Source organism: Pseudomonas sp. KH_024_B2, assembly GCF_057839965.1.
Window position 1 is genome coordinate 3,195,917 of the sequence record NZ_CM174502.1, and the last position, 26,044, is coordinate 3,221,960.

The following is a 26,044-nucleotide window of genomic DNA, read 5'->3' on the forward strand; positions in this document are numbered from 1 at the left end:
ACAAACAATGAGTACATAAAATAAAGAAGATGCACGCGTGCGTTACCTGCCACAACTAATCCAACGTACCTTGTTTCTTTCGAATGACGCGTGCAACCATGTGCAGCGGGGGCTTCAGGGAGGATTTCGAGGCAAAAACAAAACAACCCATTAACTTCAACCATGACTCATTCCTTGAGACGAAAACGACCATCCAATTATCAAGGCTTATATAATGATTGGAAGATACAGATTCGGACAAAAAACCAGTTCAGTTGCCGAGTATTTAAAATGCGCGGCCTGAAGCGTCATTTAACTTCAACAGCTCAGGGGGCAGAACATCTACAGATGCGGGCTTAATCGCGCACACGAAAACCGGAACATTTTCAATGGGCAGTGCTGGCAAGGACTAACAGGCCAGAGCCTAAAGTTTTCAGCGATCGTTAGAGAGTGCGGGTTAATTCGTTCTGGCAAAAACGCCAGAGACCACTGGAGTAGTGGGCTCTGGCGAAAATGATCAAGCAGGCTCGATCTGGAGGGCAACCCGCTCGCGGCATGGGCATTCGTCCATATAGCGGTGGGCTTCGACAAACTGATTGAACGGGAAGACCCGAGTCTTGAGCGGCAGCAGGACACGATCTGCAGTCAGCTGATTGATGTCGCGCAACGCTCGTTGCAATGCCACCTGATCCTGAATGATGCCCAGTTCCGGCTTGCCGGTGAAGTTGCCGATGCAATGCACAAAGAACTGAATATTCTTCTGGAACGCCGCACAGGCCGGGAACGGTGTCTGGTTGCCGCCTTGCAGGCCATACAACACCAGGCTACCACGAGGCGCCAGCACATCACCGAGCAACGACATCTGTGGCCCACCGAGGCCATCGAATACCACGTCGACGCCGCGATTATCGGTGTACTTGTTAATCTGCATCAGCAGGTCCTGTTCTTCGGTAACGATCACCTTCTCGGCACCGAGGGACAACAGATATTCACGTTCATCCGCAGTTTTGGTCGCGGCAATGACCCGCACGCCCAATGCTTTACCCAGCTGCACAAAGGATGGTCCGGCACAATGGCTGGCATCGGTCACCAGGGCAAACTGACCCGGTTTGACCCGCGCCAGATCGACGTAGGCAAAGTACGCAACCAGCAGCGGCGTGTAATGCACGCTGGCTTCAATCGGGCTGAGTACGTCGGGGTAACGGGTCAACGCCGAGCGTGGCAGAACGATCTGCTCGCCATAGACCGGGTAATCGTTCGGGCTTTCTGCCGGGAAGCTGGCGACCTTGTCACCCACCGCCAGGTCATCGACGCCCTCACCGACCGCCGTTATCACGCCGGCCATTTCATGGCCAAGCCCCGAAGGCAGACGAGCATGGGACGACGCCAGGTTCTGGCGCCAGAGAATGTCGTACCAGCTGATGCCAATCGCTTCGACGCGCACCTGCACTTCGCCCGGTGCAGGCATCGCTGCCGCATGCTCTTCGCATTTGAGCACCTCGGCTGGACCAAACTTGTGAAAACGGATCGTGCGGGACATCGCAAACCTCGTCAAAGTAACCTCTAATGCCATGAACTCTATCCGGGCTTACCAGCCAAGACCATCAGTGGCTATTAATAGTCGACATGCCTGTCATTGATTCCGCAACTCCTGCTACGACGTCAAATGCCGTAGTAAACCGAACCCGCATTGCAGGAAAACTGAATTAGCCGGTGCAGAGTACCAGCCTTTCCCCGTAAGATTCATGCCGGCCATTGTTCTCATATGGCCGCTCTCGTCAAGTTTACTGACTCTCCTTGCTGATTTTGCCAGGACACAAGATGAACCGTAATGACCTGCGTCGTGTCGACCTGAACCTGTTGATCGTGTTCGAAACATTGATGCATGAACGCAGCGTGACCCGTGCTGCGGAGAAACTGTTCCTCGGCCAGCCGGCCATCAGCGCGGCGTTGTCGCGCCTGCGTGGACTGTTCGACGACCCGCTGTTCGTGCGCACTGGCCGCAGCATGGAACCGTCAGCCCGGGCGGTGGAAATCTTCGCCCTGCTCTCACCTGCCCTGGATTCGATTTCCACCGCGGTGAGCCGCGCCGCCGAGTTCGACCCGGCGACCAGCACCGCGGTGTTCCGTATCGGTCTGTCGGATGACGTTGAGTTCGCTCTGCTGCCCATGCTGCTCAAACGCCTGCGCGCCGAAGCGCCGGGCATCGTGTTGGTGGTGCGGCGGGTCAACTACATATTAATGCCGGGGTTGCTGGCGTCCGGCGAAATCTCGATTGGCGTCAGTTACACCACCGACTTGCCAGCCAATGCCAAACGCAAAGTCTTGCGCCGCAGCCTGCCGAAACTATTGCGTGCGGACAGCATGCCCGGCGCCTTGAGCCTGGACGACTTCTGCGCCCGCCCCCATGCACTGGTGTCGTTTGCCGGTGACCTGAGCGGGTTTATCGACGAAGAGCTGGAGAAGCTCGGCCGCAAACGCCATGTGGTGCTCGCCGTGCCGCAGTTCAACGGGCTCAGCACGCTGATCAGCGGTACGGATATCGTTGCCACCGTGCCCGACTACACCGCCGAGGCGCTGACCGCCGCTGGGGGCGTTCGGGCCGAAGATCCGCCGTTGCCGGTGCGCAGCTTCGAACTGCACATGGCCTGGCGCGGTTCGCAGGATAATGATCCGGGCGAACGCTGGTTGCGCTCGCGGATACAGATGTTCTTTGGCGACCCTGAGAGCCTTTGACTGCCACAACGTTGGGCGGCAAGGCAAGCACAGCCCTATACGCTTTATCCCATCGAAGCGCTGTTGCCCCCTGTCACTCCGGACTGGGTGAACGCGTATCTACAGGCATCGGCCAAGCCTTGAACACCCTGCTGGGCGGTTGCAGGCCGAGCACTCCTATTGTAACCAAAGCCTGGGCTTCCCTGACACTGACTCCAGGGCAAGTGTCCAACGGGGCGCCTCAGCGCTTTATCGTTTTCGGCGAAAAAAGCTCATTCGTTAATAAATTTAAGCGCACGTTAGCGTTTTCGTGCTCATCGAATTATTGTTTTCGCGTACTATCCCCTTCTGGTTATCATTTTTTAGCTCTCGTTAGGGGATTCGACAATGCAAGTAGGCTTCAAGCTACTCGCCGATCGCTACGGTATCGCGCTTGCACAACCCCTACGTGTCGAATCGGTGATCGGTACGACACGGATGAGCCGCGAGAGCAACGGACATGTCGAGAACAAGTATCCCGCCAGCTACCAGCCGGTGGACAATTTCGCGGGGCATTTCGAATTTGGGCTCAAGTACGAAGAAATTCACCTCGAGTTTTTCGCCCGTCTGTTTGCGGCTGTTGGCCCAGAGCCCATCGAAGCCTGGTGCCGGCAAGCGCCCTTTGGCCAATATGCCCGCCGCACCGGATTCCTGTACGAGTGGCTGACCGGACAGCATCTGGATGTGCCAGATGTCACCAATGGCGGCTATGTCGATGCCGTATCAAAGCAGCAGTACCTGGCCCGCGTTGCGCCACTGCGGATACGGCGCTGGCGCATCAAGGATAATCTGCCCGGCGTGCCGGAGTTCTGCCCCCTGGTCCGCCGTACCGATACCGTACAGCAAGCGCTGCAATTTGACCTGGATGCGGCACTGCGCGAGCTGAACCAAACCTTTGGCGCCGACATCCTGATGCGCACGGCCAGCTGGCTGACGCTCAAGGAGTCGCGTGCGAGCTTTCTGATCGAGAAAGAGGCAGACCAAACCGACAGGATCCAGCGGTTTGCCCACGTGATCGTCAAGTACTGTGGCCATATCAAGGATCCGTTGAGCAACGACAGCCTGCACACGTTGCAAGCCGGTATTTTGGGTCATGAGGCCTTCGGACTGGGCCTGCGGCGCTCGCCAGTCTTCGTGGGGCAGGCGACCATGCACGAGGACATCGTGCACTACATTGCGCCGCAATTTGAGGTGCTAGCGCAACTGCTCGAAGGCCTGAAAGCATTCGAGCTAGCAACACGGGGCGCCGAGCCGCTGGCCCGGGCAGCTGTAATCGCCTTCGCCTTTGTGTATATCCACCCCATGCGGGACGGCAATGGTCGGATCCATCGCTTCCTGATCAACGACACCCTGATCCGCGATAAGGCGATGCCTGATGGCGTTATCTTGCCCATATCGGCCACCATCACGAGTTCGATCGACTTCCGGGCGCGCTACGATCGTACGCTGGAGGTGTTTTCGCGGCCATTCATGCAACGTTACGCAGCGTCCTATCGGTTTGGCGAACTCGTCGTCTACGAGGACGGCACCTCGAGCAACCTGATCTTCGATGACTACGACGATGCGCAATTCGCATGGCGCTATCCCGATCTGACTGAACACGTCCTGTACACGGCACAGGTCGTGGCGCATACGGTCCGTACCGAGATGGCCGATGAGGCCCGTGTGCTGGTCATTTTCCAGCGCGCCCAGGAGCGGCTCAAAGAGGTGCTGGAAATGCCGGATCAGGACGCAAACCGCATCATTCGCTCTCTCAAGGAAAATGGCTGGCAGGTATCTGGCAAATTGAAGAAAGCGTATCCGCAGCTGGACGACGCTCACCGGGCGGAACGTGTTGTGGAAGCCGTGCGCTGCGCATTCGAAGAACGAGAAGTGGGGAGCGGCGAAGAGTGATCTTCATTCACAACGCTGGTTCCTTGGACCGAAAGCAGATCGAGTATGCAGCACCCGCCAGCAGGTTCAACACCCGTTTGAAGTTGTAGGCGAGCAGCGGCGTTAGCGCAGCAGGTCGATGTTCTCGTCGATTCGGCCTTGAACGATATCCAGGGTGTCTTGGGTGATCATGCGTGGGTACATGTTCTCGGCGATGGCCGCAAACTGGCTGGCGACGCGGCAAATTCTGTCAATGATGCCGCCAGCAGTCTCCACTGCGACCTCTGCTTCGTCTGCAAGTCTGAGCATTGCATCCCGGTCAATCTCCAAGGCCTCGCCCATCACGTCCATCTGGTGATAACCGCCCGGTCCCTCGCAGAAAGTCACGTCGTAGGCCGGCGCCAGCTGCCATGCACCGGACGGCGACATGACGTAGGCGAAGTTTTTGGGATGGTCGTCTCGGTTGTTGAACGCGACATTGAAGACGGCACGCTCGAAGGCGATAGCTTTCTCTCGCACATCGTTGGTGCACATCTGTGTCGCACGCAAGAAGTTGACATAGTCCAAGGCCCCCGGTGACTTGTAGTCGGCCCCGGTAAAGGCTGCAAGGCTTTGCATGGGCACGCGCTGACCGTCTATACGATCAAAGCGTTTACTCGCGAAGGCTGCCAGCCCGTTGGGCAGACTGAAGTGCTGCGTGTCCGGGGTCTGGATGCCGCACATGCGCAAGCACTCGGCATAGACCATTTCGATAGCACACACCTCGGAATGTTCTTCTTTTGCCGGGAACTTGATCAGCCAGGCTTCAAAGCCCGGCTTGGCGGCGGTGGTAAAGGCTCCAGTTTGAGGGTCGCGATAGACCAACGCCTTTGGCCTGGCGCCTTGAGGCGAGCCCCCCACCAGCAGCAACGTCTGCAGGAATTCCCCACCTTCACCATGGAGAACTTCCTTAATCTCAGCCGCAAGCAGCTCAAGGGGGATATGCGCTTGCGGCTCCTGCCCCTCGGGCGCCACGGGCTCGAACGACATTGCCCCCATGGCATTGTTGCCAATATAGGCCAGCCGTTCCAGAGGTCCTATGCGTGCCGTGTTGAGGCCGCGGCGCCTGAACAACCGGTCCATCAGCAGCATGCCCCAACCGTCAGGCAACGAGTCATAGACAGGCCCTGGCAGACCCAACTGGTGGGACGCAAAGCCTCGACGTAACTGGGGCCCCGCCAATGGAAGTGTGTAGGACGACAGCTCCAGGCCTCTACTCTTCGCTTCATTGCTGTACTCAAACACAATCTGTGGGCGACCGGTGATGGCGGTCGTAGACACAAGCGTGCCCCACAGCCAACGTTCACCCCAACCATCGTAGTAGACGTCAACTTGTTCGAGCATTGTCGGACTTCCTCTTGGCACGATGACGATTGACACTGTTTTCGTATCGGCGAATGTCTTCAAGGCTGTCCAGCTTTGGCAAGAACAGTCCTTCGAGCTCCTTGGTTCGTCCAAGGACCATGGCCACACGGACCACATTCTCGAACCCGACATTGCGCCCAGCTTCGAGGTTGGACACGGTATTGGTCCCGATACCGGCGCGACCGGCCACATCGGCTTGCGTCATCTGCAGAGCCAGCCGCTCCGTGCGCAGGCGATCGCAGAGTCGCTTGACGATCTCACTCGGCTTACTGAAGCTTAAATCCAACATAACGTGTCTTCCGTCGCTGAACACCGATTAATACCCAAAATTATAGAATTAACCACAATTCAGTTCAAGGCACGTAATTCCCTGGATTTGTGTTTTATTTGGGGCATTGCCTGCAATTTATTGGAATTAATGCCACTTGAGGGAAGATTCGCCCTGCTGGTAGCACCTTCCCGGCCTCTGTTCTTCGGGGATCCGGACAGTCTGGCTTGATCCTGATGTTGCATGAGGGCTTCTGGCCCTATCGCGAGCAAGCTCGCTCCCACAGGGGTTTTGCGTGCGCCGCCATCCTATGTGGGAGCGAGCTTGCTCGCGATGGCCGCAACTCGGTTTAACGCCGAATTGTCATCAATTCATTTGATAGCCACCTAACGAAAGCTGCAGTCTAGAGCGCTCGCTTTGCACCTATATCATTACGAATGATAGTTACCTTTGCTTCATTCGATTCGTGCGATACCGCCTCGCCAAGCATTATCCGCCCATCTCAATACATTGGCGGATGCATCCATGGAACAGTCACTCAAACATTTGCGCTTCCCCTTGGCCGCGCTGGCCTTGTTGGTGATGAGCGCCTGCGGCAAGACCCCGGACGCTGCCGCCACCCTGCCTGCGGCCAAGGTCAGCGTGGCCAGGGTGCTGGAACAACCGGTCAACGAGTGGGACGAATTCACCGGGCGTCTTGAGGCCCCGGAAACCGTCGAGATCCGTCCACGGGTGTCCGGCCAGATCGATGAAGTGGCTTTCACCGAAGGCGCACTGGTCAAGAAAGGCGACCTGCTGTTCCAGATCGATCCTCGGCCATTCCAGGCCGAAGTCCGCCGCCTCGAAGCCCAGGTTGCACAAGCCCGCGCCAGCGCCACCCGCAGTGAGAACGAAGCCCAACGCGGCGAACGTCTGCGTATCAGCAATGCGATTTCCGCCGAACTCGCCGACTCGCGCACCAGCGCCGCCCAGGAAGCCCGTGCCGGTGTCGCAGCGATTCAAGCGCAACTGGACCTGGCCAAACTGAACCTGAGTTTCACCCGCGTGACCTCGCCCATCAGCGGTCGCGTCAGCCGTGCGCAAATCACCGCCGGCAACCTGGTGACCGCCGATACCACTGCGCTGACCAGCGTGGTGTCCACCGACAAGGTCTATGCCTACTTCGACGCCGACGAGCGCGTGTACCTCAAGTACACCCAGCTGGCGCGTGAGGGCCAACGCGGTCAAACCACCCCGGTTTACCTCGGCCTGTCCAATGAAGATGGCAACCCGCACCTGGGTCAGATGAACTTCGTCGACAACCAGGTCAACCCGAAAACCGGCACCATCCGTGGTCGCGCCGTCTTCGACAACAGCAAAGGCGAATACACCCCTGGTCTGTATGCCCGTCTGAAACTGGTGGGCAGCGGTACCTACTCCGCCGTGCTGATCAACGATGAAGCGGTCGGTACCGACCTGGGCAAGAAGTTCGTGCTGGTGATGGATGCCGACAACAAGTCGGTCTATCGCGCGGTCGAGCTGGGTCCGAAAATCGAGGGCTTGCGCATCGTGCGCAGCGGTCTGAACAAAGACGACACGATCATCGTCAAGGGCTTGCAGCGGGTACGTCCGGGCTCACCGCTAGCACCGGAAGTGATCCCGATGGCCAGCGAGCAAACCCTCGCGGCTCTCGCACAACAACGACAAGCGCTGGAAGCCAGCAACCTGCCCCAAGTCGCACCTGCCAAGGTCGCGCCGGGTACGGTTGTGAAACTGGCTGCTGCGACTCCACGCGGTTAAGGGGCGACTCCGATGAATTTTTCCCAATTCTTCATTTCACGGCCGATCTTTGCAGCGGTGCTTTCGCTGCTGATCCTGATCGCCGGCGCCATCTCGCTGTTCCAGTTGCCGATCAGCGAATACCCGGAAGTGGTTCCGCCGACCGTGGTGGTGCGCGCCAACTTCCCGGGTGCCAACCCTAAAGTCATCGGTGAAACCGTGGCCGCTCCCCTGGAGCAAGCCATCACCGGCGTCGAGAACATGCTGTACATGTCCTCGCAGTCCACCGCTGACGGCAAGATCACCCTGACCATCACCTTCGCGCTCGGTACCGACCTGGACAACGCCCAGGTCCAGGTGCAGAACCGGGTCACCCGATCCGAGCCCAAGCTGCCCGAGGAAGTGACCCGGATCGGTATCACGGTGGACAAGGCATCGCCTGACCTGACCATGGTCGTGCACTTGACCTCGCCGGACAAACGCTACGACATGCTCTACCTGTCCAACTACGCCCTGCTCAACATCAAGGATGAGCTGGCGCGTCTGGGCGGTGTCGGCGACGTGCAACTGTTCGGTATGGGCGACTACTCGCTGCGGGTCTGGCTCGATCCGAACAAAACGGCTTCGCGCAACCTGACCGCAACCGATGTGGTCACCGCGATCCGCGAACAGAACCGTCAGGTCGCCGCTGGTGCATTGGGTGCGCCGCCGGCACCGAACGCCACCGCGTTCCAGCTGTCGATCAACACCCAAGGGCGTTTGGTCTCCGAGGAAGAGTTCGAGAACATCATCATTCGCGCAGGCGATAACGGTGAAATCACTCGCCTCAAAGACATTGCCCGCGTTGAGCTGGGCTCCAGCCAATACGCCCTGCGCTCGTTGCTCAATAACCAGCCGGCCGTAGCGATCCCGATTTTCCAGCGCCCTGGCTCCAACGCCATCGAGATCTCCAACGACGTTCGGGCAAAAATGACCGAACTGAAGAAGAACTTCCCCGAAGGCATGGACTTCGACATCATCTATGACCCGACCATCTTCGTGCGCGGTTCCATCGAGGCAGTGGTGCATACCCTGTTCGAAGCGCTGATCCTGGTGGTACTGGTGGTGATCCTGTTCCTGCAGACCTGGCGTGCCTCGATCATTCCGTTGGTGGCGGTTCCGGTTTCGCTGATCGGTACCTTTGCCGTGATGCACCTGTTCGGCTTCTCGTTGAACGCCCTGTCGCTGTTCGGACTGGTATTGGCCATCGGCATCGTGGTGGACGACGCCATCGTGGTGGTGGAAAACGTCGAGCGAAACATCGGGCTCGGACTGACCCCGGTCGAGGCCACCAAGCGCGCCATGCGTGAAGTGACCGGGCCGATCGTCGCCACGGCGCTGGTGTTGTGCGCGGTGTTCATCCCGGCAGCGTTCATTTCCGGGTTGACCGGGCAGTTCTACAAGCAGTTCGCCCTGACCATCGCGATCTCCACCGTGATCTCGGCCTTCAACTCGCTGACCCTGTCGCCAGCACTGGCCGCAGTCCTGCTGAAAAGCCACGACGCGCCCAAAGACCGTTTCTCGAAGGTGCTCGACACGCTGTTCGGTGGCTGGTTGTTCCGTCCGTTCAACCGTTTCTTCGATCGAGCCAGTCATGGCTATGTCGGCACCGTCAGCCGCGTGATCCGCAGCAGCGGCATCGCCCTGCTGGTCTATGCAGGCCTGATGGTGCTGACCTGGATGGGGTTCGCCAGCACGCCGACCGGTTTCGTTCCGGCCCAGGATAAGCAATATCTGGTGGCGTTTGCCCAACTGCCCGACGCTTCGAGCCTGGATCGCACCGAAGAAGTGATCAAGCAGATGTCGGAAATCGCCCTCAAGCAACCCGGTGTCGCCGACTCGGTGGCCTTCCCTGGCCTGTCGATCAACGGTTTCACCAACAGTCCGAACAGCGGCATCGTGTTCACCCCGCTCAAGCCATTCGATGAGCGTACCGACCCGAGCCAGTCTGCGGGTGCCATCGCGGCCGCGCTGAACGCAAAGTTCGCTGATATCCAGGGTGCCTACATCGCGATTTTCCCACCGCCGCCGGTACAGGGCCTGGGGACCATCGGTGGTTTCCGTCTGCAGATCGAAGACCGGGGTAACCTGGGCTATGACGAGCTGTACAAAGAAACCATGAACATCATCAACAAAAGCCACAGCGTGCCGGAACTGGCAGGCCTGTTCACCAGCTACACGGTGAACGTGCCGCAGGTCGATGCCGCTATCGACCGTGAAAAAGCCAAGACCCACGGCGTGGCCGTCAGCGACATCTTCGACACCCTGCAGATCTACCTGGGTTCGCTGTATGCCAACGACTTCAACCGCTTTGGTCGCACCTATCAGGTCAACGTTCAAGCCGAGCAACAGTTCCGTCTTGAGCCTGAACAGATCGGTCAGTTGAAAGTGCGCAACAACAAAGGCGAGATGATCCCGCTGGCGACCTTCATCAAGATCAGCGACACCTCGGGTCCCGACCGTGTGATGCACTACAACGGCTTCATCACCGCTGAAATCAACGGTGCCGCGGCACCCGGCTACAGCTCTGGCCAGGCCGAGAAAGCCATCGAGAAACTGCTCAAGGACGAACTGCCTAACGGCATGACCTACGAATGGACCGACCTGACCTATCAGCAGATCCTTTCCGGTAACACCGCGTTGTTCGTGTTCCCGCTCTGTGTACTGCTGGCGTTCCTGGTGCTCGCGGCACAGTACGAAAGCTGGAGTCTGCCACTGGCGGTGATTCTGATCGTACCTATGACCCTGCTCTCGGCCATCACCGGTGTGATTGCTTCGGGCGGCGACAACAACATCTTTACCCAGATCGGCTTGATCGTACTGGTGGGACTGGCCTGCAAGAACGCGATTCTGATCGTCGAGTTCGCCAAGGATAAGCAAGAGGAAGGCATGGACCCGCTCAGCGCGGTACTGGAAGCCTGCCGTCTGCGTCTGCGGCCGATCCTGATGACCTCGTTCGCCTTCATCATGGGTGTGGTGCCATTGGTCTTCTCCAGCGGTGCCGGTGCGGAAATGCGTCATGCCATGGGTGTGGCGGTGTTCTCCGGGATGCTCGGGGTGACCTTCTTCGGTCTGTTGCTGACGCCGGTGTTCTACGTATTGATCCGCCGTTTTGTCGAGCGCGGCGAAGCCCGCAAAGCGGCCAAGGCCCTGAAACCGGAGGCGCAACAATGAGCCTGAAAGCCTTCCTGCCAAGCTTGCTGGCACTGGCCTTGAGCGCCTGTGCCGTTGGCCCGGACTACAAAACTCCAACGACGGAGGCGGCCAACATCACGGCCGCCACCGATGGCGCCGCCGGTCAGAAGAACTTCGACCGCGCGCGCTTCGAAGGCATCTGGTGGCAGCAATTCGACGATCCGACCCTCAACCGGTTGGTGACTCAATCCTTGCAGGGCAACCGTGAGTTGCGTGTGGCCTTTGCCCGTTTGAAAGCGGCTCGAGCGATTCGCGATGACGCCAGCAATGACGCCATGCCGACCATCACCAGCCGTGCCAGCAGTGATTTGGCCAAAGGCCAGATTCCCGGCCAGACCACCAAACGGGTCAGCAGCGAACGCTACGACCTGGGCCTCGACATGGCCTGGGAGCTGGACCTGTTCGGGCGCATCCAGCGCAACCTGGAAGCCAGCGATGCCGACCAGCAGGCTGTCGAAGCCGACCTCTACCAACTGCAAGTCAGCATGATTGCCGAACTGGTGGATGCCTACGGGCAACTGCGCGGCGCGCAACTGCGGGAAAAAATCGCGCTGGCCAACCTGAAGAACCAGCAGGACTCGCGCACCATCACCGAAAGCCTGCGTGAGGCGGGTGTCGGTGATCAGCTCGATGTGGTGCGTGCCGACGCGCGCCTCGCGTCCGTCGAAGCCAGCGTGCCGCAACTGCAAGCCGAGCAAGTGCGCCAGCGTAACCGCATCGCCACCCTGCTCGGTCAGCGCCCGGACAAACTGACCGTCGACCTCAGCCCGGCAAGCCTGCCGGCGATTGCCAAGGCGCTACCGATTGGTGATCCGGGTGAGTTGCTGCAACGTCGTCCAGACATCCTCAGCGCCGAACGCAAACTGGCGGCGGCGACTGCGCGGATCGGCGTGGCCAAGGCCGACTTGTTCCCCAAGGTCAGCTTGAGTGGTTTCCTCGGTTTCACCGCCGGACGGGGTTCGCAGATCGGTTCCTCGGCGGCCAGCGCCTGGGCGCTGGGCCCAAGCATCACCTGGGCGGCGTTCGACCTGGGCAGCGTGCGGGCTCGCCTGCGCGGTGCCGATGCCGATGCCGAAGGCGCCTTGGCGACCTATGAACAGCAAGTGCTGTTGGCCCTGGAGGAATCGGAAAACGCTTTCAGCGATTACGGCAAACGTCAGCAACGCTTGATCTCGCTGATTCGTCAAAGCGAATCGAGCCGCGCCGCTGCCGACCTGGCCCAGATCCGCTACCGCGAAGGCACCGTGGACTTCCTCGTGCTGCTCGACGCTCAACGCGAACGTCTGGCGGCCGAAGACTCCCAGGCTCAGGCCGAAGTCGATCTGTACCGCGGCATCGTCGCCATCTACAAAGCCCTCGGCGGCGGCTGGCAGCCAGAGACGGTCGCCAGCAGCAACTGATTCAAGAGCTCCTTTGGTTGGCCGCAACCAACCCGTTTTTTTGCCCCGCGCCGCATTCGGACGCGGGGCTTTTTTTGGCTCCAGCCCTTTGGGAAACACTGAGATCCTGTGGGAGCGAGCTTGCTCGCGATTGCGGTGGGTCAGTCAACATTGATGCTGAATGTTATTCCGTCATCGCGAGCAAGCTCGCTCCCACATTCGATCTTCGCTGTGTTGAGACTTGTGCCAGCTCCCACGGTGTTGTGAATTCCAGCGGCGATCCGACTCAGGGTTTGACTCGCGGCCCCTCCTGACCGAAGCTGACGCCTTTGCAAAAGCCTGCCAGCCCCCGGATTCCTGCATGTCCAAGCCCCGCCGCTATCTGCTCATCAGTTTGCTTATCGTGTTTGCCGTCGGCACTACCTGGTTTTTTATGCGCAGCACTGCGCCAGTGGTCCCGCCTGCGGTGAAGCACGGTTACAGCAAAGCGCTGGAACAGGCCCGCAACGGCCTGCCGGGAGCTGCTCGAGTGCTCTACCAACAATTGGCCCGACCGGATCTCTCGGACAGTCAGCGCGTCAGACTGCATGCCGAATTACCCAACTATCCGAGCCCACAGGCGTTGAAACTGGCGGATGCCGATCTGCTCAGCTCCTCGGTGGTGGTTCGTCAGGCGGCGATTAAAAGCATTGTCGGGCTGCTGCCCGGTGGACAAAGAAGCCTGTTGCTGGGACCGTTGCTCGACGCCCCCGAACAGCGCATACGTTTTGCCGCGTCATCCGCGCTGCTGGGACTTTCGCCGGACGATCTGGGCTTGTACTTCGGGCCTCTGGAGCAAGTGCTCGACGAATATGAAGCAGTCCTCAAGGCTCAACCGGGGAGCGTCGAGGCACAGTACCAACTGGCCCGTTTGCACCTGCACAATGCGCAATTGAAGGAGGCGCAGCAGGCACTTGAACAGGTACTGCGCCTGGAACCCGGGAATCTGCATGCGGTAGTGATGCAGGTCGAGGTACTGGACAAACAAGGTCAGAGTGACGCAGCCCGACAGTTGCTCGCCAAACAGCTGCAAGCCCAATCCGGTTCGGCTTATCTGCAACATGCCCTGGGTCTCTGGCTGCTACATCACGGGCAAAGTGAATTCGCCCTGCTGGGCCTGTCCAAAGCCGTAGAGCTTGAGCCGGACAACAACGAGTACCGCTACGACCTGGCCACCACACTGCACGCCGAAGAAGAAGTCGAAGCCGCCCAAAAGCAGCTCGAAGAGATCGTTCAGCGCCAGCCGGCCAATCGCAAGGCGCGGGTGCTGCTGATCAACTACTGGAAAGAAACCGGACAATTGCAGAACGTGCAAATCCTGCTCGCGCAGCTGGAACAACAGAATCCGGATGATCCGGCGTTGCAGCAGGGGTTGTAGTTGTAGGTTGACCTCTGCCCTCCTGTGGCGAGGGAGCTTGCTCCCGCTGGGGCGCGCAGCGGCCCTAAAACCTGCAACCCCGTTGTGTCAGACACACCACATTCTCAAATTTTACGACTGCTTCGCCCGAGCGCGGACCGGCCGGCGGGAGCAAGCTCCCTCGCCACAGATTCCTCGCTCGTGATCGATATTAGGGTCTATTCGCTAACACAATTCTTTCCCGGCAAAGAAAGGTTGAACCGTCACGGTGCACAACGGTCAAGTGAGAAGGCAGTGAATTCAGGCCACCCGGCCTGCTGCCCGTTTGTTCCGAGTCACGAGAGGGCATTTTTTTGTCTACCTCAAACACCTTGATCAGCGAACCGATCTCCCAGCGCACGATCATTTTCGCGCCGCCGGAAAGTGACGGTCAGCTCGCAGTGCTCAACGGGGCCGGTTTCAGTGGCGTCGTAGCCCAGGATCTGCCTGGATTGTGCGAAGAACTCGAACGGGGCGCCGGCTTGCTGATCATCGCCACCGATGCCTTGCGCGGTGCAGATCTTGCACCCTTGATGCATTACCTTGAGCAGCAACCGGCATGGTCGGACTTGCCCATCGTGTTGCTCACGCAGCACGACGGCCCGGAGCAGGACCCGTCTTCACGGCTGGGGGCACAGTTAGGCAACGTCACCTTCCTGGAGCAGCCGTTTCATCCGATGACCCTGATCAGCCTGGTGACGAGCGCGCTTCGCAGCCGATGTCGGCAATATGAAGCCCGGGACCGCTTGATCGACCTCAGTGAAAGCGAACGGCGCTTGCAGAACACCCTGAAAACCCTCGATCAACAGGTTGAAGAACGCACCGCCCAATTACGCCACAACGAAGAAGTACTGCGTCAGGCGCAAAAAATGGAAGCGGTGGGGCAACTCACTGGCGGTATCGCCCACGACTTCAACAACATGCTGACCGGCATCATCGGCAGCCTGGAGTTGCTGCGAAGGCGTCTGGCCCGTGGCCGTACCGAAGATCTGGACAGCTTGATCGATCTCGGCGTGACCTCGGCCAACCGCGCGGCCGGTCTGACTCACCGACTGCTGGCCTTTTCTCGTCGGCAATCGCTGGATGCCAAGCCAGTGGAAATGAACGCGCTGGTCACCTCCCTGGGTGAACTGCTGCAGCGCAACCTCAACGAAAGCATCCAGCTGCAGATGCAATTGAGTGAGCAACTGTGGGTGGCCGAAGCGGACTCCAGCCAACTGGAAAGCGCCCTGCTCAACCTGGTGCTCAACGCCCGTGACGCGATGCCCAACGGCGGAAAACTGCTGGTGAAAACCTTCAATCAACACCTGGACAGCGGATACACCGAGGCCTATGGCAACCTTGAACCGGGCGACTATGTGGTCTTGAGCGTCGGGGATTCCGGTTGCGGCATGCCGGAGCACATTATCAGGCGTGCGTTCGATCCTTTCTTCACCACCAAGCCGATCGGCCAGGGTACCGGGTTGGGACTGTCGATGATCTATGGGTTCAGCAAGCAGTCCCACGGCCATGTCACAATCGATAGCGAGGTCGGCAAGGGCACCACGGTAAACCTGTTCCTGCCACGCTTGTGCGGCGACCCGGCGCAAGACACGCCGGTCGATCAACAGCAGACGCCTTATGCCGCCAATGGTGAAACCGTGTTGATCGTCGAGGATGACGTCGCCGTACGCATGCTGGTCAGCGAAGTATTGCGCGAATTGGGCTATGCCTTCGTCGAAGCGGGCGATGCCGATAGCGCGTTGCCGATTCTCGACTCCGGCCAGCGTATCGATCTATTGATCAGCGATGTGGGGCTGCCGGGCATGAACGGCCGTCAATTGGCGGAAATTGGCCGGCAGTTCAGGCCAGAGCTGAAGGTGCTGTTCATCACCGGTTATGCCGAGCATGCGGCGGTGCGCGGAGGTTTTCTCGACCCCGGCATGCAGTTGATCTCCAAACCGTTCACCTTCGATCTACTGACGGCGAAGGTGCGGGAAATGATTCGGGTTTGAAGCGAACGCCGATCTCGTAGCAGCTGCCGAAGGCTGCGTCCGAGGACGTAGTCCTCGTAAATCCTGCGATCACGGTTATTCAGTAAAAACGCGTTTTATGCCTTTACGACCGCTGCGCCCGAACGCGGACCGGGCCTGACGCAGGCTTCGCCAGCTGCTACGTAAGCGATACGAGTTTCTACTCCAGCATTTCCTGAATCTTCTCTTGCAAGGTTTTCAGGTCGAAGGGTTTTTCGAGGATCGGTGCAGTCCGTGTGATGGGGCTGCCGGACTCGCGAATTTCAGCCGCATAGCCGCTGATAAAGATCACTTTCAGGTCCGGACGCAGCTTGACCGCAGGTTCGGCGATCATTACCCCAGTGATGCCGCCGGGCAGTCGATAATCGATGATCATGAGGTCCAGATGCGGTTTGCTGGCCAGAATCTCGAAGGCCTGCTCGCCGTTCCCGGCTTGTAATACCCGATAGCCCAGGCCCGACAGGTAGTCGGCGAGGAGCATGAGGATTACCGGTTCATCTTCGACGATCAATACAACGTCTTGTGCATCTTCACTCATGGAAAACCTTTGTTCGGTCAATAGCTGCCAGATACGACCCTAGGGTCAGGCAGAGGTTGCGTTGCGTGCGGCTGTTTTCTAGAGCGGCAGACAAACGCGAAATAACGAGCCTTGGTTGATCTTGCTTTCGACGCTGATAGAGCCACCATGGGCGGCGACAATCTGCTCGGAAATGAACAGTCCGAGACCGAGGCCCGCCACTGCGGTTTTCGCCGACACCCGCTCGAACTGTTGAAAAATACGTTTCTGGTTCTCGTCGCTGATGCCAATGCCGTGGTCACGCACCTCGACCCGCGCCTGGCCGTCTTCGGCGTACACGCGCACCTCGATCAGCCCCTTGGCGCCATAACGCAAGGCATTGGTCAGCAGATTGGACACGACCTGTTCGATGCGAAATTCGTCCCAGTCGCCCTCTACCGGTTGATCCGCGACCAGACTCACCGAACATTCGGCTGCGTCGATCTGCGGGGCGAAGTTTTGCAGCAGGTTGCGCACCAGCTGCGCCAGGTCAAACCGGGTGGTACGAATCGACAGCTTACCGGTGCGAATCCGCGAGACATCGAGCATGTCTTCGATCAGCCGGATCAGGCTTTTGATCTGTCGCTCGTCGCGATCGACCATCGCGTGCATCTTCTCGAGGGTGAAGGCCGCAGCATTGTCCCGGGCCAGGTGCATCTTGCGCAGCTGGGTTTCGAGGATCAACCCGTTCAGCGGCGTGCGCACTTCATGGGCGACGATCGACATAAAGTCATCGCGCATGCGTACCGCCTGTTCGAGCTCGTTTTGCGTGGTCTGCAATTGCGCAAGCAGCGCCTCCTGCTCGCGGCGGCTCTGCTCCAGGGCTTCGACCTGCTGCTGCATGGCCTTGCTTTGCCGGTAAAGATCGACAAACACATTGACCTTGCTTTTCACCGCGTGGATATCCAGCGGCTTGTACAAGAAGTCCACCGCCCCGCTTTCATAGCCCTTGAAGGCATAGTTCAGCTCGCGCCCCCCGGCACTGACAAAAACAATTGGAATGTTCCTGGTTTTCTCGGTGCCGCGCATCAGTTCCGCCAGTTCGAACCCATTCATGTCCGGCATCTGCACGTCGAGAATGGCCATGGCAAATTCGTGCTGCAGCAGCAGTGACAAGGCTTCGTCCGCGGACCGGGCTTTATACACCGTGCGGTCTTTACGCGTGATCAGCGCCTCGAGCGCCAACAGATTCTCCGGCAGATCGTCGACGATCAGCAGTTTTGCCTGGATATTACTTAACATGATTTGCGGTAAATCCGTTGTTGTTTGACCAAAGGCTCGAACTGCTTGCCATACGTGGAAAAATCCAGGGTTTCCTTGCTGCCCAGCGCCAGGAAACCGCGATGGCACAGCGATTCGTGAAACAAACCAAAAGCTCGATTTTGCAATTTTTTATTGAAATAAATCAGTACGTTACGACACGAAATTAATTGAGTTTCTGAAAAAACGCTATCGGTCGCCAGACTGTGATCGGCAAAGGTCACGTTCTCGCGCAAGGTCTTGTCGAAAATCGCATAGTCATAGGCAGCAGTGTAGTAGTCGGCGAACGAAGACTGGCCACCGGCCTGCTGATAGTTGTGGGTGTAGGCGCGAATATTCTCCAGAGAGAAAATACCCTGCCTGGCTTTTTCCAGCGAACGGGGGTTGATGTCGGTCGCGTAGATGATGGTGCGGTCCAACAGGCCTTCTTCGCGCAACAGGATGGCCATGGAGTAGACCTCCTCCCCCGTGCTGCAACCGGCGATCCAGACCTTGATCGAGGGCCAGGTTTTGAGCAGCGGCACCACTTCCTGACGAATCGCCAGAAAGTGCGCGGGATCACGAAACATCTCGCTGACCGGAATGGTCAGCAGTTGCAGCAGTTGCATGAACACCGTCGGGTCGTGCAGCACACGCTCCTGCAACGCGGAAATGCTCTTGCACTCGAACTGGTGCAGCGCATGGTTGACCCGGCGCTTGATCGAGGCGCTGGAGTAGTCGCGAAAATCGTAGCTGTACTTGAGGTAGATCGCCTCGATCAGCAAACGCAGTTCGATCTCGGAATTTCGCTCCACTTAGATGCGTTCCATCTTCGGCAACCACACACGAATGAGTGAGAACAGTCGATCCAGGTCGATGGGCTTGGCCAGGTAATCATTGGACCCCGCCTGCAGGCAGCGCTCCTGATCATCCTTCATGGCCTTGGCCGTCACCGCGATGATCGGCAGTTTGCGCCAGCGCGGATCCTTGCGAATCTCGATCGTGGCTTCGAAGCCGTCCATCTCCGGCATCATCACGTCCATCAGCACCAGGTCGATGTCATCGACTTGATTGAGCTTCTCGATCGCCTCGCGGCCGTTACGGCCAATGACGACGATTGCCCCCTTTTGTTCAAGGGCACTGGTGAGGGCGAAAATATTGCGTACGTCGTCGTCCACCAATAGAACCTTGCGCCCCTCGAAAACCCTGTCGCGGCTGCGGGCGGTCCTGAGCATTTTTTGCCGTTCCTGGGACAGTCGGGATTCGACTTTATGCAGAAACAGTGTCACTTCATCGAGCAGGCGCTCCGGTGAACGCGCGCCTTTGATGATGATCGAGCGTGAGTACTTGCGCAGCTCGCTCTCCTCATCGCGGGTCAGGTTGCGCCCGGTGTAAACGATCACCGGCGGGAACGAGCAGATATCTTCGGTGGACATGCGCTTGAGCAGGTCATCGCCAAGCATGTCCGGCAGCTTGAGGTCGATGATCATGCAGTCGTAGATCGTGCTGCGCAAAAGATCCAGCGCCTCCTGCGCCAGGCCGACGGCGGTGATCTCGATGTCATCATCGCCGATCAGCCGGGCAATGCTCTCACGCTGCAGGTCGTCGTCTTCCACCAGCAGCACGCGTTTGACCTTCTGGGTCAATTTGGCTTCCAGACGGGCGAACACGTCCTTGAGCTCTTCGCGGGTAGTGGGTTTGATGGCGTAGCCAATAGCGCCCATGTGCATGGCGGCCTCGAAGCGGTCCTCGACGGAAATCACGTGAACCGGGATATGCCGGGTTTCGGCATGTTCCTTGAGGCGTTGCAGCACGGTCAGCCCGGAGTGATCCGGCAGACGCATGTCCAGAAGGATTGCGTCCGGGATGAACCGGGTGGCGAGACTGTAGCCCTCGTCGGCACCATGGGCCACCAGGCACTGATAACCCAGCTCGTGGGCCAGATCGAAGAGGATGTGCGCGAAGTTCGGCTCATCTTCCACCACCAGAATGCAACGGGTGGCGAACGGTGCCTTGTCGCGGTCATCGGCAAAGCGTGGAATCTCGACTTCGCTCACCACAGGTAATGGAGCAACAGCAGGTGCGACGACCATAGACGCGGCCCGCAGGGGTTCGATCGGCACTTCGCCAGACTCGACATACTGCTCAGGCAACACCAGGGTAAAAATGCTGCCCTGCCCCGGCTCGCTGCTGACGCTGATGGAACCACCCAGCAGCGCCGCCAGATCGCGGGAGATCGACAAGCCCAGCCCGGTGCCGCCGTAACGGCGGTTGGTGGTGCCGTCGGCCTGGCGGAAGGCTTCGAAAATGCTTTCCTGCTGATCCCGGGCAATACCGATTCCCGAGTCACGCACGGTAAAGGCAATACCGCCCGGCTGACGAGAGACGGTCAGACTGACGTTGCCCCTTTCGGTGAACTTCACTGCGTTGGACAGCAGGTTTTTGAGGACCTGCTCCAGACGTTGACGGTCGGTGAAGATCATCTGGGGAGCGCCATCCTGCAATTCAATCTGGAACTGCAAGTGTTTATCCGCGGCCAAAGGCTGGAACAGCTCGCACAAGCCTTCCACCAGACGTGCCACGTGGGTGTTTTCCGGGCGTATTTCCAGCTTGCCGGCTTCGACCTTGGAAATGTCGAGAATATCGTTGATCAGGTTGAGCAAGTCGTTGCCGGCCGAGTAGATCGACTCGGCGAACTTGACCTGTTCGGCGCTGAGGTTCTCCTGCGGATTTTCCGCCAGCAACCTGGCCAGGATCAACGTACTGTTCAGCGGCGTGCGCAGCTCATGGGACATATTGGCAAGGAATTCGGACTTGTAGGTGCTTGAGCGCTGCAGCTCCAGCGCGCGGTCCTCCAGCTGGATCTGCGCCTCACGCAGCTCACCATTCTTGTGGTCCATGGCATCGCGCTGCTCAGCCAGAGCCAATGCCTGTTCGGCCAGCATCTCGTTGGTCTGCTCCAGTTCGATCTGTTGGGCTTCCAGATGGGCCTGGGAGTCCTTGAGGATCCGCGACTGTTCTTCAAGCTCCTCATTGGCGCTCTTGAGTTCTTCCTGCTGCACTTGCAGCTCTTCATTGAGTTGTTGGGTTTCGGCGAGCACTTCCTGCAAACGCTGGCGGTAGCGTGCTGCTTCGATGGAGGTGCCAATATTGTCGGCAATCAACTCCAGCAATTCGACGTCGCGGTCGGTCAATGCCCGCAGAAAACCCAGTTCAATAACCCCATTGACCCGGTCATCACTGTTGGTCGGCACCACCAGCACACTGCGCGGCACGCCTTCACCCAGCCCGGAGCTGACCTTGAAGTAATCGACAGGCACATCGTCCAGGCGGATCAAACGATCCTGCTGCGCCACCTGGCCGACAATGCCTTCGCCGCTGAAAATGGCCTGACCTCGCTCTTCCTGCTCACGGGAGAAACCGTAGGACGCCACGCGTCTCAGGCCGCCGTGCTCTTCGCGCACATACATCGCTGCGACGGCGGTTCCCAGGTACTGCGCGCAGAACTGCAGGATATTGCGCCCCAACACATTCAACGTCAGCTGGCCAAGCACCTGTTCAGCCAGTTCGGTCTGGCCGTTACGCAGCCACGCTTGTTGTTCCAGACGTTGCGCACTCTTCTGTTGCGACTCGAGGTTTTCTTTGTAACTACTTGAAATATTTAGTAAGTCGCGCCGACCTATATAGGCCAGCAAGGCGCTGAAGCCCAGCACAAACACCAGGTACAGCGTGACGCTCAAAATCGTCGTACTGCTGACTTCCTGATTACGGCCAACCCGCAACTGCTGCTCCATCGCCACGGTTTCGTCGTATTCCTTGCGCATCTCGTCGGTCAGGCGCTTGCCCCGCCCGGCTTGCACGGCCCCCCGGTAATCACCATTTTGCCGGCGCAACTGGATCATGCTCTGAGCGTAGTTATTCCACTCGACTTGCAAGGCCTCAAGCCGCTTGAGCCGGTCAACTTGCTGCGGGTTATCCGCCACCAGATCCTGCAGCCCGCGAAGTTCGCCGATGATTCGCGGTCTGGCCACTTCATAAGGATCGAGAAAATGTTCGTCACCGGTGATCAGAAACCCGCGCATCCCGGTTTCGAGGTCGACGCTCAGCTTCGCCGCTTCATTGGTGTTATTGATCACTCGATCGGAGTGCTCGACCCACTGGATCACCGACAGCAAATAGGTAATCAAGGACACGAAAAAGACTGCACTGAGCACGCCGACGCCCAACGGCAGACTGACGTTACGGTTCAGGAGTCGGCGCAAACTCTGCTCATCAACCGAAGACGGAGGGGTCATTTATTGGCCTTGATGGAGTGTTGATAGCCATGGAGTTTGCCCCATAGCTGGACGCAACATCTAATCTTCTGACAACTCTACGCGCAAATCCCTACACAGTGCTGCCCAGGGTCAAGCAGACCGGTTATTCTTGCAGACCGTTGTACAGCCATGTTTTTTTGTACAGCTTCGGGAACTTGTCAGGATCCGCCACTTACTCATGCAAGAGGCCGGTACATTTCTGCGACCGGTATGCGCGATTTCATTTTTCGAGAGCCCATCATGTCCACCATCCTTGTAGTCGAAGATGACACCATCGTGCGCATGCTGATCGTCGATGTACTGGAGGAGCTGGAGTTCAAGGTACTCGAAGCCGACGGCAGCGAAGCCGCCTTGAAGCTTATCGAGGACAGTGGGCAGATCATCGACCTGTTGCTGACCGACGTCGGACTGCCTGGCATGGACGGCAAGGAGCTGGCTGCCCGCGCCCGTGAACTTCGACCCGCGTTGCCGATTCTGTTTGCCAGCGGCTATGCCGAAAGCATCGAAGTCCCTGTCGGCATGTCGGTCATTGGCAAGCCGTTCTCGATCGATCAGTTGCGCGACAAGGTTCGTGGCATGCTCTGATCCCGGAGCAGCCTTCACCGGGTTTCTGTCCTTGGGAACAACTAATGCCTCAACGAAACAAAAAGCACAACATATAACCTGGCCAGCTCGATATTATTAGTATTACTCTAAATTCCGCCATTTACTAAACCAAACACAAATCAACAACTGACAATTACGTCTTCGCAGGCATGCGCACGCCTGTCAATCATCAAAAAGGACTTATGATGAACACCACTCAATATGATTATAGAAAGCCATCAACCATTGAAACCTTAGAATCCGACATTGAAGCTTTGCTGGAAATAAACAAATCAGAAAAACAATCCATTATTGCAGACCTGGAAAGCTATTTAGCCAATCCTCCCGACGCCAATGCCGAATTCAAACTTTCCAACCTGATTGTTTCGGCCACCCCTGGAAGCTCATTGCAACTAGCTCAACAGGCAGGTCAATCCAAACTGAATGACCTGTTGCGAAGCGCTGAATTTTTGAGCCTGGAAGAATTATCCAGCCTTCCGAACACCGCAACGTACCTGTGCGATTCCAAGAAGAACGTGCAGGTTATAGTTGATGACGATCCAATGCAAATTGACGACCTTCTCACGGAAAATGAAGCCCTCAGCCAATACCTGGACGAACTCAGCGAATATGCGAGCAGAGCCGGCGGCTTTATATACAGCTCCGATGACATCAACATCGAGCAGTGGCTGCGATTTTATGGATATCCTATGCCGTCCACGGCAAAGCAGCTCATGAGCCTGGTGGACTTTTTGAACAAAAAACGTCCTGAATTATCAGCAAGAGGAGACTATTACGAGATTCTTAAAAATCCGGATATTTTCCCAACAGCGCTCTCCCAGGCCCAGCGCGAAGAAATCCAGAAGGTAACAAAAACGTTCGGACTAAGTGGTACAGGTCAACTATTAAACCGTTTGTTCGAGCAAGCAATTAGCGCATCAGTCGATGCGTTGAGGAGCGAACCTCACCAATATATAAACCATTTAATGGCGAATACGATTGGTAACATATGGGCAAAGGGTTACCTGAGCGCTTTAGAGTGGTACGGCACTAACGCGGATGAGTCGCCATCCCAAGAGGATCTTCAACAGCTCCTCATGACAGCCATCCTGCTGAACATTGACCCGACGATAGGTGAGGTTGAAAGCAAGGGCCGTGTAATGGGTTACGAACTTTACAAGCCTGCGAACGCAGAACGGCACCCGTCTCAAGTTTTACTCGGCCTGGAAAAGCACCTTGTCGATAACAACGTAATCGACGCAAAAACAGCCCCCTTGGCCGCGTACATTCTTGTATCTGGCGTAGCACCTGAACTCCTCGTAAAAAAAATCCCCGCCGACATGACAATCGGTGCGCCAGGATGGCTCGTGCATAGCGTTACCGTTGCGAAAATCGAAACTATTGCCCCTGGCTCATCGCGTGCAATGAGTTATGAACAAGTACAAATGCATTCCGATATTGAACCGTTCGACGAGCAACTCGAGCAACTATTTAGTCTTATTGTAATAGAGTCCGCACTGAACTGGGGCGCAGTCAACAGCATCATTCCGTACAGCGCTGACGGTGAATACACCGCTGATAACTTTTGCGCAGCCGAGACCCACTATGCCAAATACACCGAGGCCTTGGAGCAATGCAGCAAAGCACTAAGTACACCACTCCCTACGCGAGAAGAGGTGGCCTTGGAAGAACTTAAAAGAGTCTTGCCGGGTGGCGACTACCTGACAGAAAAAAACTATATGCACCCGGATTTTTCATCTGGTGAGGTATCGATTCATGAATTATCCATGTCCGGAGATTTATTAAATTTTGGCTGGACCGGAAACGCGGCAGCATATAACATCGTCTTACTCGACACAAAAAACGATTTAGACCTGATCACTCCCTATACCCACAGCCTTAAAAATATTCAAACCCTGCACAAGGAAAAATTCGACAATTATTTCAAACAATTACAGCTTGGAATAGCCACCGCATTAAAACTTGCCCTATCCAAACTGCCTGAGAAAGATCGAATTCGCCTGGAATATGGCACTCTCAGCTTTTATACCGCGCGCAAGAAATTTTCCGATCATGCGACACAAGAAACACAACGACAGAGGGACAAACACAGGGGCCGCTATGGTGTTATCATTTGCGCCCAATACAAATCGCAACGTTATTACTATGAACTGTTTACGCTGCGAGCTGTATGCGACAGCCGCCACGACCTCCGAAACGTGTTCGTGGGGACCCCCATCGAATATTTTGATCCCACCGAATCAGCAGACAAGGACAAGAAACAATGGCAGACGCAAGCTCTTGATTGGCCCTTGGATATTGACGCTTACCTTAATGGAACCAAGCCCGTTAAAGGCGCTACTAACAAATTGGTTGTCGAGAAGTTATGGGAATCATACGAAGCCGAGCGAGTCGCTCCAATCACCATGGGTCAGCTGGAAACCTTTTTCTCCCAGAAAACGGAAGACATTATAAACAAGGTACTTAAACATTTCCCGCCTGCCAAATATGACGAACTGTACGATGTGGGTTACGGCATAACGCCACTTGAGGCGGCAAGAAAGAACTCGAAAGAAAACCTGGATTTGATTCTTAATTTGATTATTCCGTTCAAAAGTTGCATCGAAGATCTGACCTCGGGTGATCCTGACCGTGAAGCATCCGGGGCTTTCGGATGCGCACTGGACGCGCTGGCGGTCGTTGGTGCGGTAGTAGGCGTTGCTCCGAAACTCGCAAGCATCGCTTTGAAATCCGGAAGCCTGCTTTCGAAATCCGTAAAGCTGATCAGGGTCAGTGGCAGCTTTGCCTTGAGTTTGATCAACCCATTGGATGGTGTCCCAAGTCTCATGAAAAAAGGTGCGAAACTCACCAAAAATGGTGCGCTGCTCATCACCGGTCATGGAGTCAAAACCTCCGGTAAAGCTACCCGACAACTTCGATCTGTAAGCGGAACACTCGATGCATTGAACGCGGCAAAGTCCTTGAATTGCGTAGACGTTAAAATTGCCCATTTGGAAAGCATTGGCGAACTGTCCCAAGCAGCTGATGTACTGGTCTTGAAAAGAGGCAACGATTGGTACCACCTCTCGCTGAATTCCTACCAGGCGCGAGGGGCGAAGATAACCAGTTATTTGACCGCTTTTAGATAGTTCTACCGGCGAGCGGAGTGCCTGGATAGGCGTGAATGGCTTATAACGGTTGCCAGTGCCTGCGGGCGGTGCATACGAAGAACTCACCGCTCGCGGGCCTGACA

16 protein-coding genes are annotated in these 26,044 nt (G+C 57.2%); 9 read left to right on the forward strand and 7 right to left on the reverse strand.

Annotation, left to right across the window (positions count from 1 at the left end):
* Positions 1-496 precede the first annotated feature (496 nt).
* A complete protein-coding gene (locus tag AC3I0A_RS14955) occupies positions 497-1,519 on the reverse strand; it encodes a zinc-dependent alcohol dehydrogenase family protein (protein WP_489372690.1) in 1,023 nt (340 codons plus the stop codon).
* A 281-nt stretch (positions 1,520-1,800) separates the two neighbouring features.
* Here AC3I0A_RS14955 and AC3I0A_RS14960 point away from each other — a divergent pair, with 281 nt between their 5' ends.
* Positions 1,801-2,715, forward strand: a complete 915-nt coding sequence (locus tag AC3I0A_RS14960) for a LysR family transcriptional regulator (protein WP_489372692.1) — start codon at positions 1,801-1,803, stop codon at positions 2,713-2,715.
* Between the two features lie 366 nt (positions 2,716-3,081).
* Positions 3,082-4,626, forward strand: a complete 1,545-nt coding sequence (locus AC3I0A_RS14965) for a Fic family protein (protein WP_489372694.1) — start codon at positions 3,082-3,084, stop codon at positions 4,624-4,626.
* Positions 4,627-4,728: 102 nt separating this feature from the next.
* Here the strand turns inward: AC3I0A_RS14965 and AC3I0A_RS14970 are convergent, their stop codons facing one another.
* Together AC3I0A_RS14970 and AC3I0A_RS14975 are read right to left on the reverse strand one after the other, a co-directional pair.
* Positions 4,729-5,988: a type II toxin-antitoxin system HipA family toxin gene (locus AC3I0A_RS14970; RefSeq protein WP_489372696.1), complete on the reverse strand. Its 1,260-nt coding sequence runs from the start codon at positions 5,986-5,988 to the stop codon at positions 4,729-4,731.
* Positions 5,972-6,298: a helix-turn-helix domain-containing protein gene (locus AC3I0A_RS14975; protein WP_489372697.1), complete on the reverse strand. Its 327-nt coding sequence runs from the start codon at positions 6,296-6,298 to the stop codon at positions 5,972-5,974. Before AC3I0A_RS14975 ends, AC3I0A_RS14970 begins: the two co-directional genes overlap by 17 nt.
* Positions 6,299-6,802: 504 nt before the next feature.
* Between AC3I0A_RS14975 and mexE the strand changes: the two genes are divergently transcribed.
* The 5 genes from mexE (at position 6,803) to AC3I0A_RS15000 (ending at position 16,077) form a co-directional block, all read left to right on the forward strand.
* Entirely contained in the window at positions 6,803-8,056 is a 1,254-nt protein-coding gene (mexE, locus tag AC3I0A_RS14980; protein WP_489372698.1) for a multidrug efflux RND transporter periplasmic adaptor subunit MexE, read from the forward strand.
* 12 nt (positions 8,057-8,068) lie between these two features.
* Entirely contained in the window at positions 8,069-11,248 is a 3,180-nt protein-coding gene (locus AC3I0A_RS14985; protein ID WP_489372700.1) for an efflux RND transporter permease subunit, read from the forward strand.
* The gene (locus AC3I0A_RS14990; RefSeq protein WP_489372701.1) at positions 11,245-12,669 is read left to right on the forward strand and encodes an efflux transporter outer membrane subunit; all 1,425 of its coding nucleotides are present in this window, start codon (positions 11,245-11,247) and stop codon (positions 12,667-12,669) included. The genes AC3I0A_RS14985 and AC3I0A_RS14990 overlap by 4 nt, the downstream gene beginning before the upstream one ends.
* Positions 12,670-13,009: 340 nt before the next feature.
* On the forward strand, positions 13,010-14,065 hold the full coding sequence (locus tag AC3I0A_RS14995; RefSeq protein ID WP_489372702.1) for a tetratricopeptide repeat protein: 1,056 nt from the start codon (positions 13,010-13,012) through the stop codon (positions 14,063-14,065).
* Between the two features lie 332 nt (positions 14,066-14,397).
* The gene (locus tag AC3I0A_RS15000; RefSeq protein WP_489372703.1) at positions 14,398-16,077 is read left to right on the forward strand and encodes a response regulator; all 1,680 of its coding nucleotides are present in this window, start codon (positions 14,398-14,400) and stop codon (positions 16,075-16,077) included.
* A 178-nt stretch (positions 16,078-16,255) separates the two neighbouring features.
* Here AC3I0A_RS15000 and AC3I0A_RS15005 read toward each other — a convergent pair whose 3' ends face one another.
* The 4 genes from AC3I0A_RS15005 to AC3I0A_RS15020 form a co-directional block, all read right to left on the reverse strand.
* Positions 16,256-16,633, reverse strand: coding sequence for a response regulator (locus AC3I0A_RS15005; RefSeq protein ID WP_489372704.1), 378 nt, complete (start codon positions 16,631-16,633; stop codon positions 16,256-16,258).
* Positions 16,634-16,711: 78 nt separating this feature from the next.
* Positions 16,712-17,893 (reverse strand): hybrid sensor histidine kinase/response regulator, encoded by a 1,182-nt coding sequence (locus tag AC3I0A_RS15010; protein ID WP_489372706.1) that lies wholly within the window; start codon positions 17,891-17,893, stop codon positions 16,712-16,714.
* Positions 17,887-18,705, reverse strand: a complete 819-nt coding sequence (locus tag AC3I0A_RS15015; RefSeq protein ID WP_489372707.1) for a CheR family methyltransferase — start codon at positions 18,703-18,705, stop codon at positions 17,887-17,889. Before AC3I0A_RS15015 ends, AC3I0A_RS15010 begins: the two co-directional genes overlap by 7 nt.
* Positions 18,706-22,185 carry a response regulator gene (locus AC3I0A_RS15020; RefSeq protein WP_489372708.1) on the reverse strand — a complete coding sequence of 1,160 codons (3,480 nt, stop codon included), beginning with the start codon at positions 22,183-22,185 and terminating at the stop codon, positions 18,706-18,708.
* Positions 22,186-22,446: 261 nt separating this feature from the next.
* Here AC3I0A_RS15020 and AC3I0A_RS15025 point away from each other — a divergent pair, with 261 nt between their 5' ends.
* Together AC3I0A_RS15025 and AC3I0A_RS15030 are read left to right on the forward strand one after the other, a co-directional pair.
* Entirely contained in the window at positions 22,447-22,791 is a 345-nt protein-coding gene (locus tag AC3I0A_RS15025; RefSeq protein ID WP_489372709.1) for a response regulator, read from the forward strand.
* Between the two features lie 206 nt (positions 22,792-22,997).
* Positions 22,998-25,940, forward strand: a complete 2,943-nt coding sequence (locus tag AC3I0A_RS15030; RefSeq protein ID WP_489372710.1) for a hypothetical protein — start codon at positions 22,998-23,000, stop codon at positions 25,938-25,940.
* Positions 25,941-26,044 lie beyond the last annotated feature (104 nt).

Bases quoted from the DNA above. Each gene is read 5' to 3' on its own strand.
- AC3I0A_RS14955 (WP_489372690.1), bottom strand. From the start codon at position 1,519: ATGTCCCGCACGATCCGTTTTCACAAGTTTGGTCCAGCCGAGGTGCTC.
- AC3I0A_RS14960 (WP_489372692.1), top strand. From the start codon at position 1,801: ATGAACCGTAATGACCTGCGTCGTGTCGACCTGAACCTGTTGATCGTG.
- AC3I0A_RS14965 (WP_489372694.1), top strand. From the start codon at position 3,082: ATGCAAGTAGGCTTCAAGCTACTCGCCGATCGCTACGGTATCGCGCTT.
- AC3I0A_RS14970 (WP_489372696.1), bottom strand. From the start codon at position 5,988: ATGCTCGAACAAGTTGACGTCTACTACGATGGTTGGGGTGAACGTTGG.
- AC3I0A_RS14975 (WP_489372697.1), bottom strand. From the start codon at position 6,298: ATGTTGGATTTAAGCTTCAGTAAGCCGAGTGAGATCGTCAAGCGACTC.
- mexE (WP_489372698.1), top strand. From the start codon at position 6,803: ATGGAACAGTCACTCAAACATTTGCGCTTCCCCTTGGCCGCGCTGGCC.
- AC3I0A_RS14985 (WP_489372700.1), top strand. From the start codon at position 8,069: ATGAATTTTTCCCAATTCTTCATTTCACGGCCGATCTTTGCAGCGGTG.
- AC3I0A_RS14990 (WP_489372701.1), top strand. From the start codon at position 11,245: ATGAGCCTGAAAGCCTTCCTGCCAAGCTTGCTGGCACTGGCCTTGAGC.
- AC3I0A_RS14995 (WP_489372702.1), top strand. From the start codon at position 13,010: ATGTCCAAGCCCCGCCGCTATCTGCTCATCAGTTTGCTTATCGTGTTT.
- AC3I0A_RS15005 (WP_489372704.1), bottom strand. From the start codon at position 16,633: ATGAGTGAAGATGCACAAGACGTTGTATTGATCGTCGAAGATGAACCG.
- AC3I0A_RS15010 (WP_489372706.1), bottom strand. From the start codon at position 17,893: ATGTTAAGTAATATCCAGGCAAAACTGCTGATCGTCGACGATCTGCCG.
- AC3I0A_RS15020 (WP_489372708.1), bottom strand. From the start codon at position 22,185: ATGACCCCTCCGTCTTCGGTTGATGAGCAGAGTTTGCGCCGACTCCTG.
- AC3I0A_RS15025 (WP_489372709.1), top strand. From the start codon at position 22,447: ATGTCCACCATCCTTGTAGTCGAAGATGACACCATCGTGCGCATGCTG.
- AC3I0A_RS15030 (WP_489372710.1), top strand. From the start codon at position 22,998: ATGAACACCACTCAATATGATTATAGAAAGCCATCAACCATTGAAACC.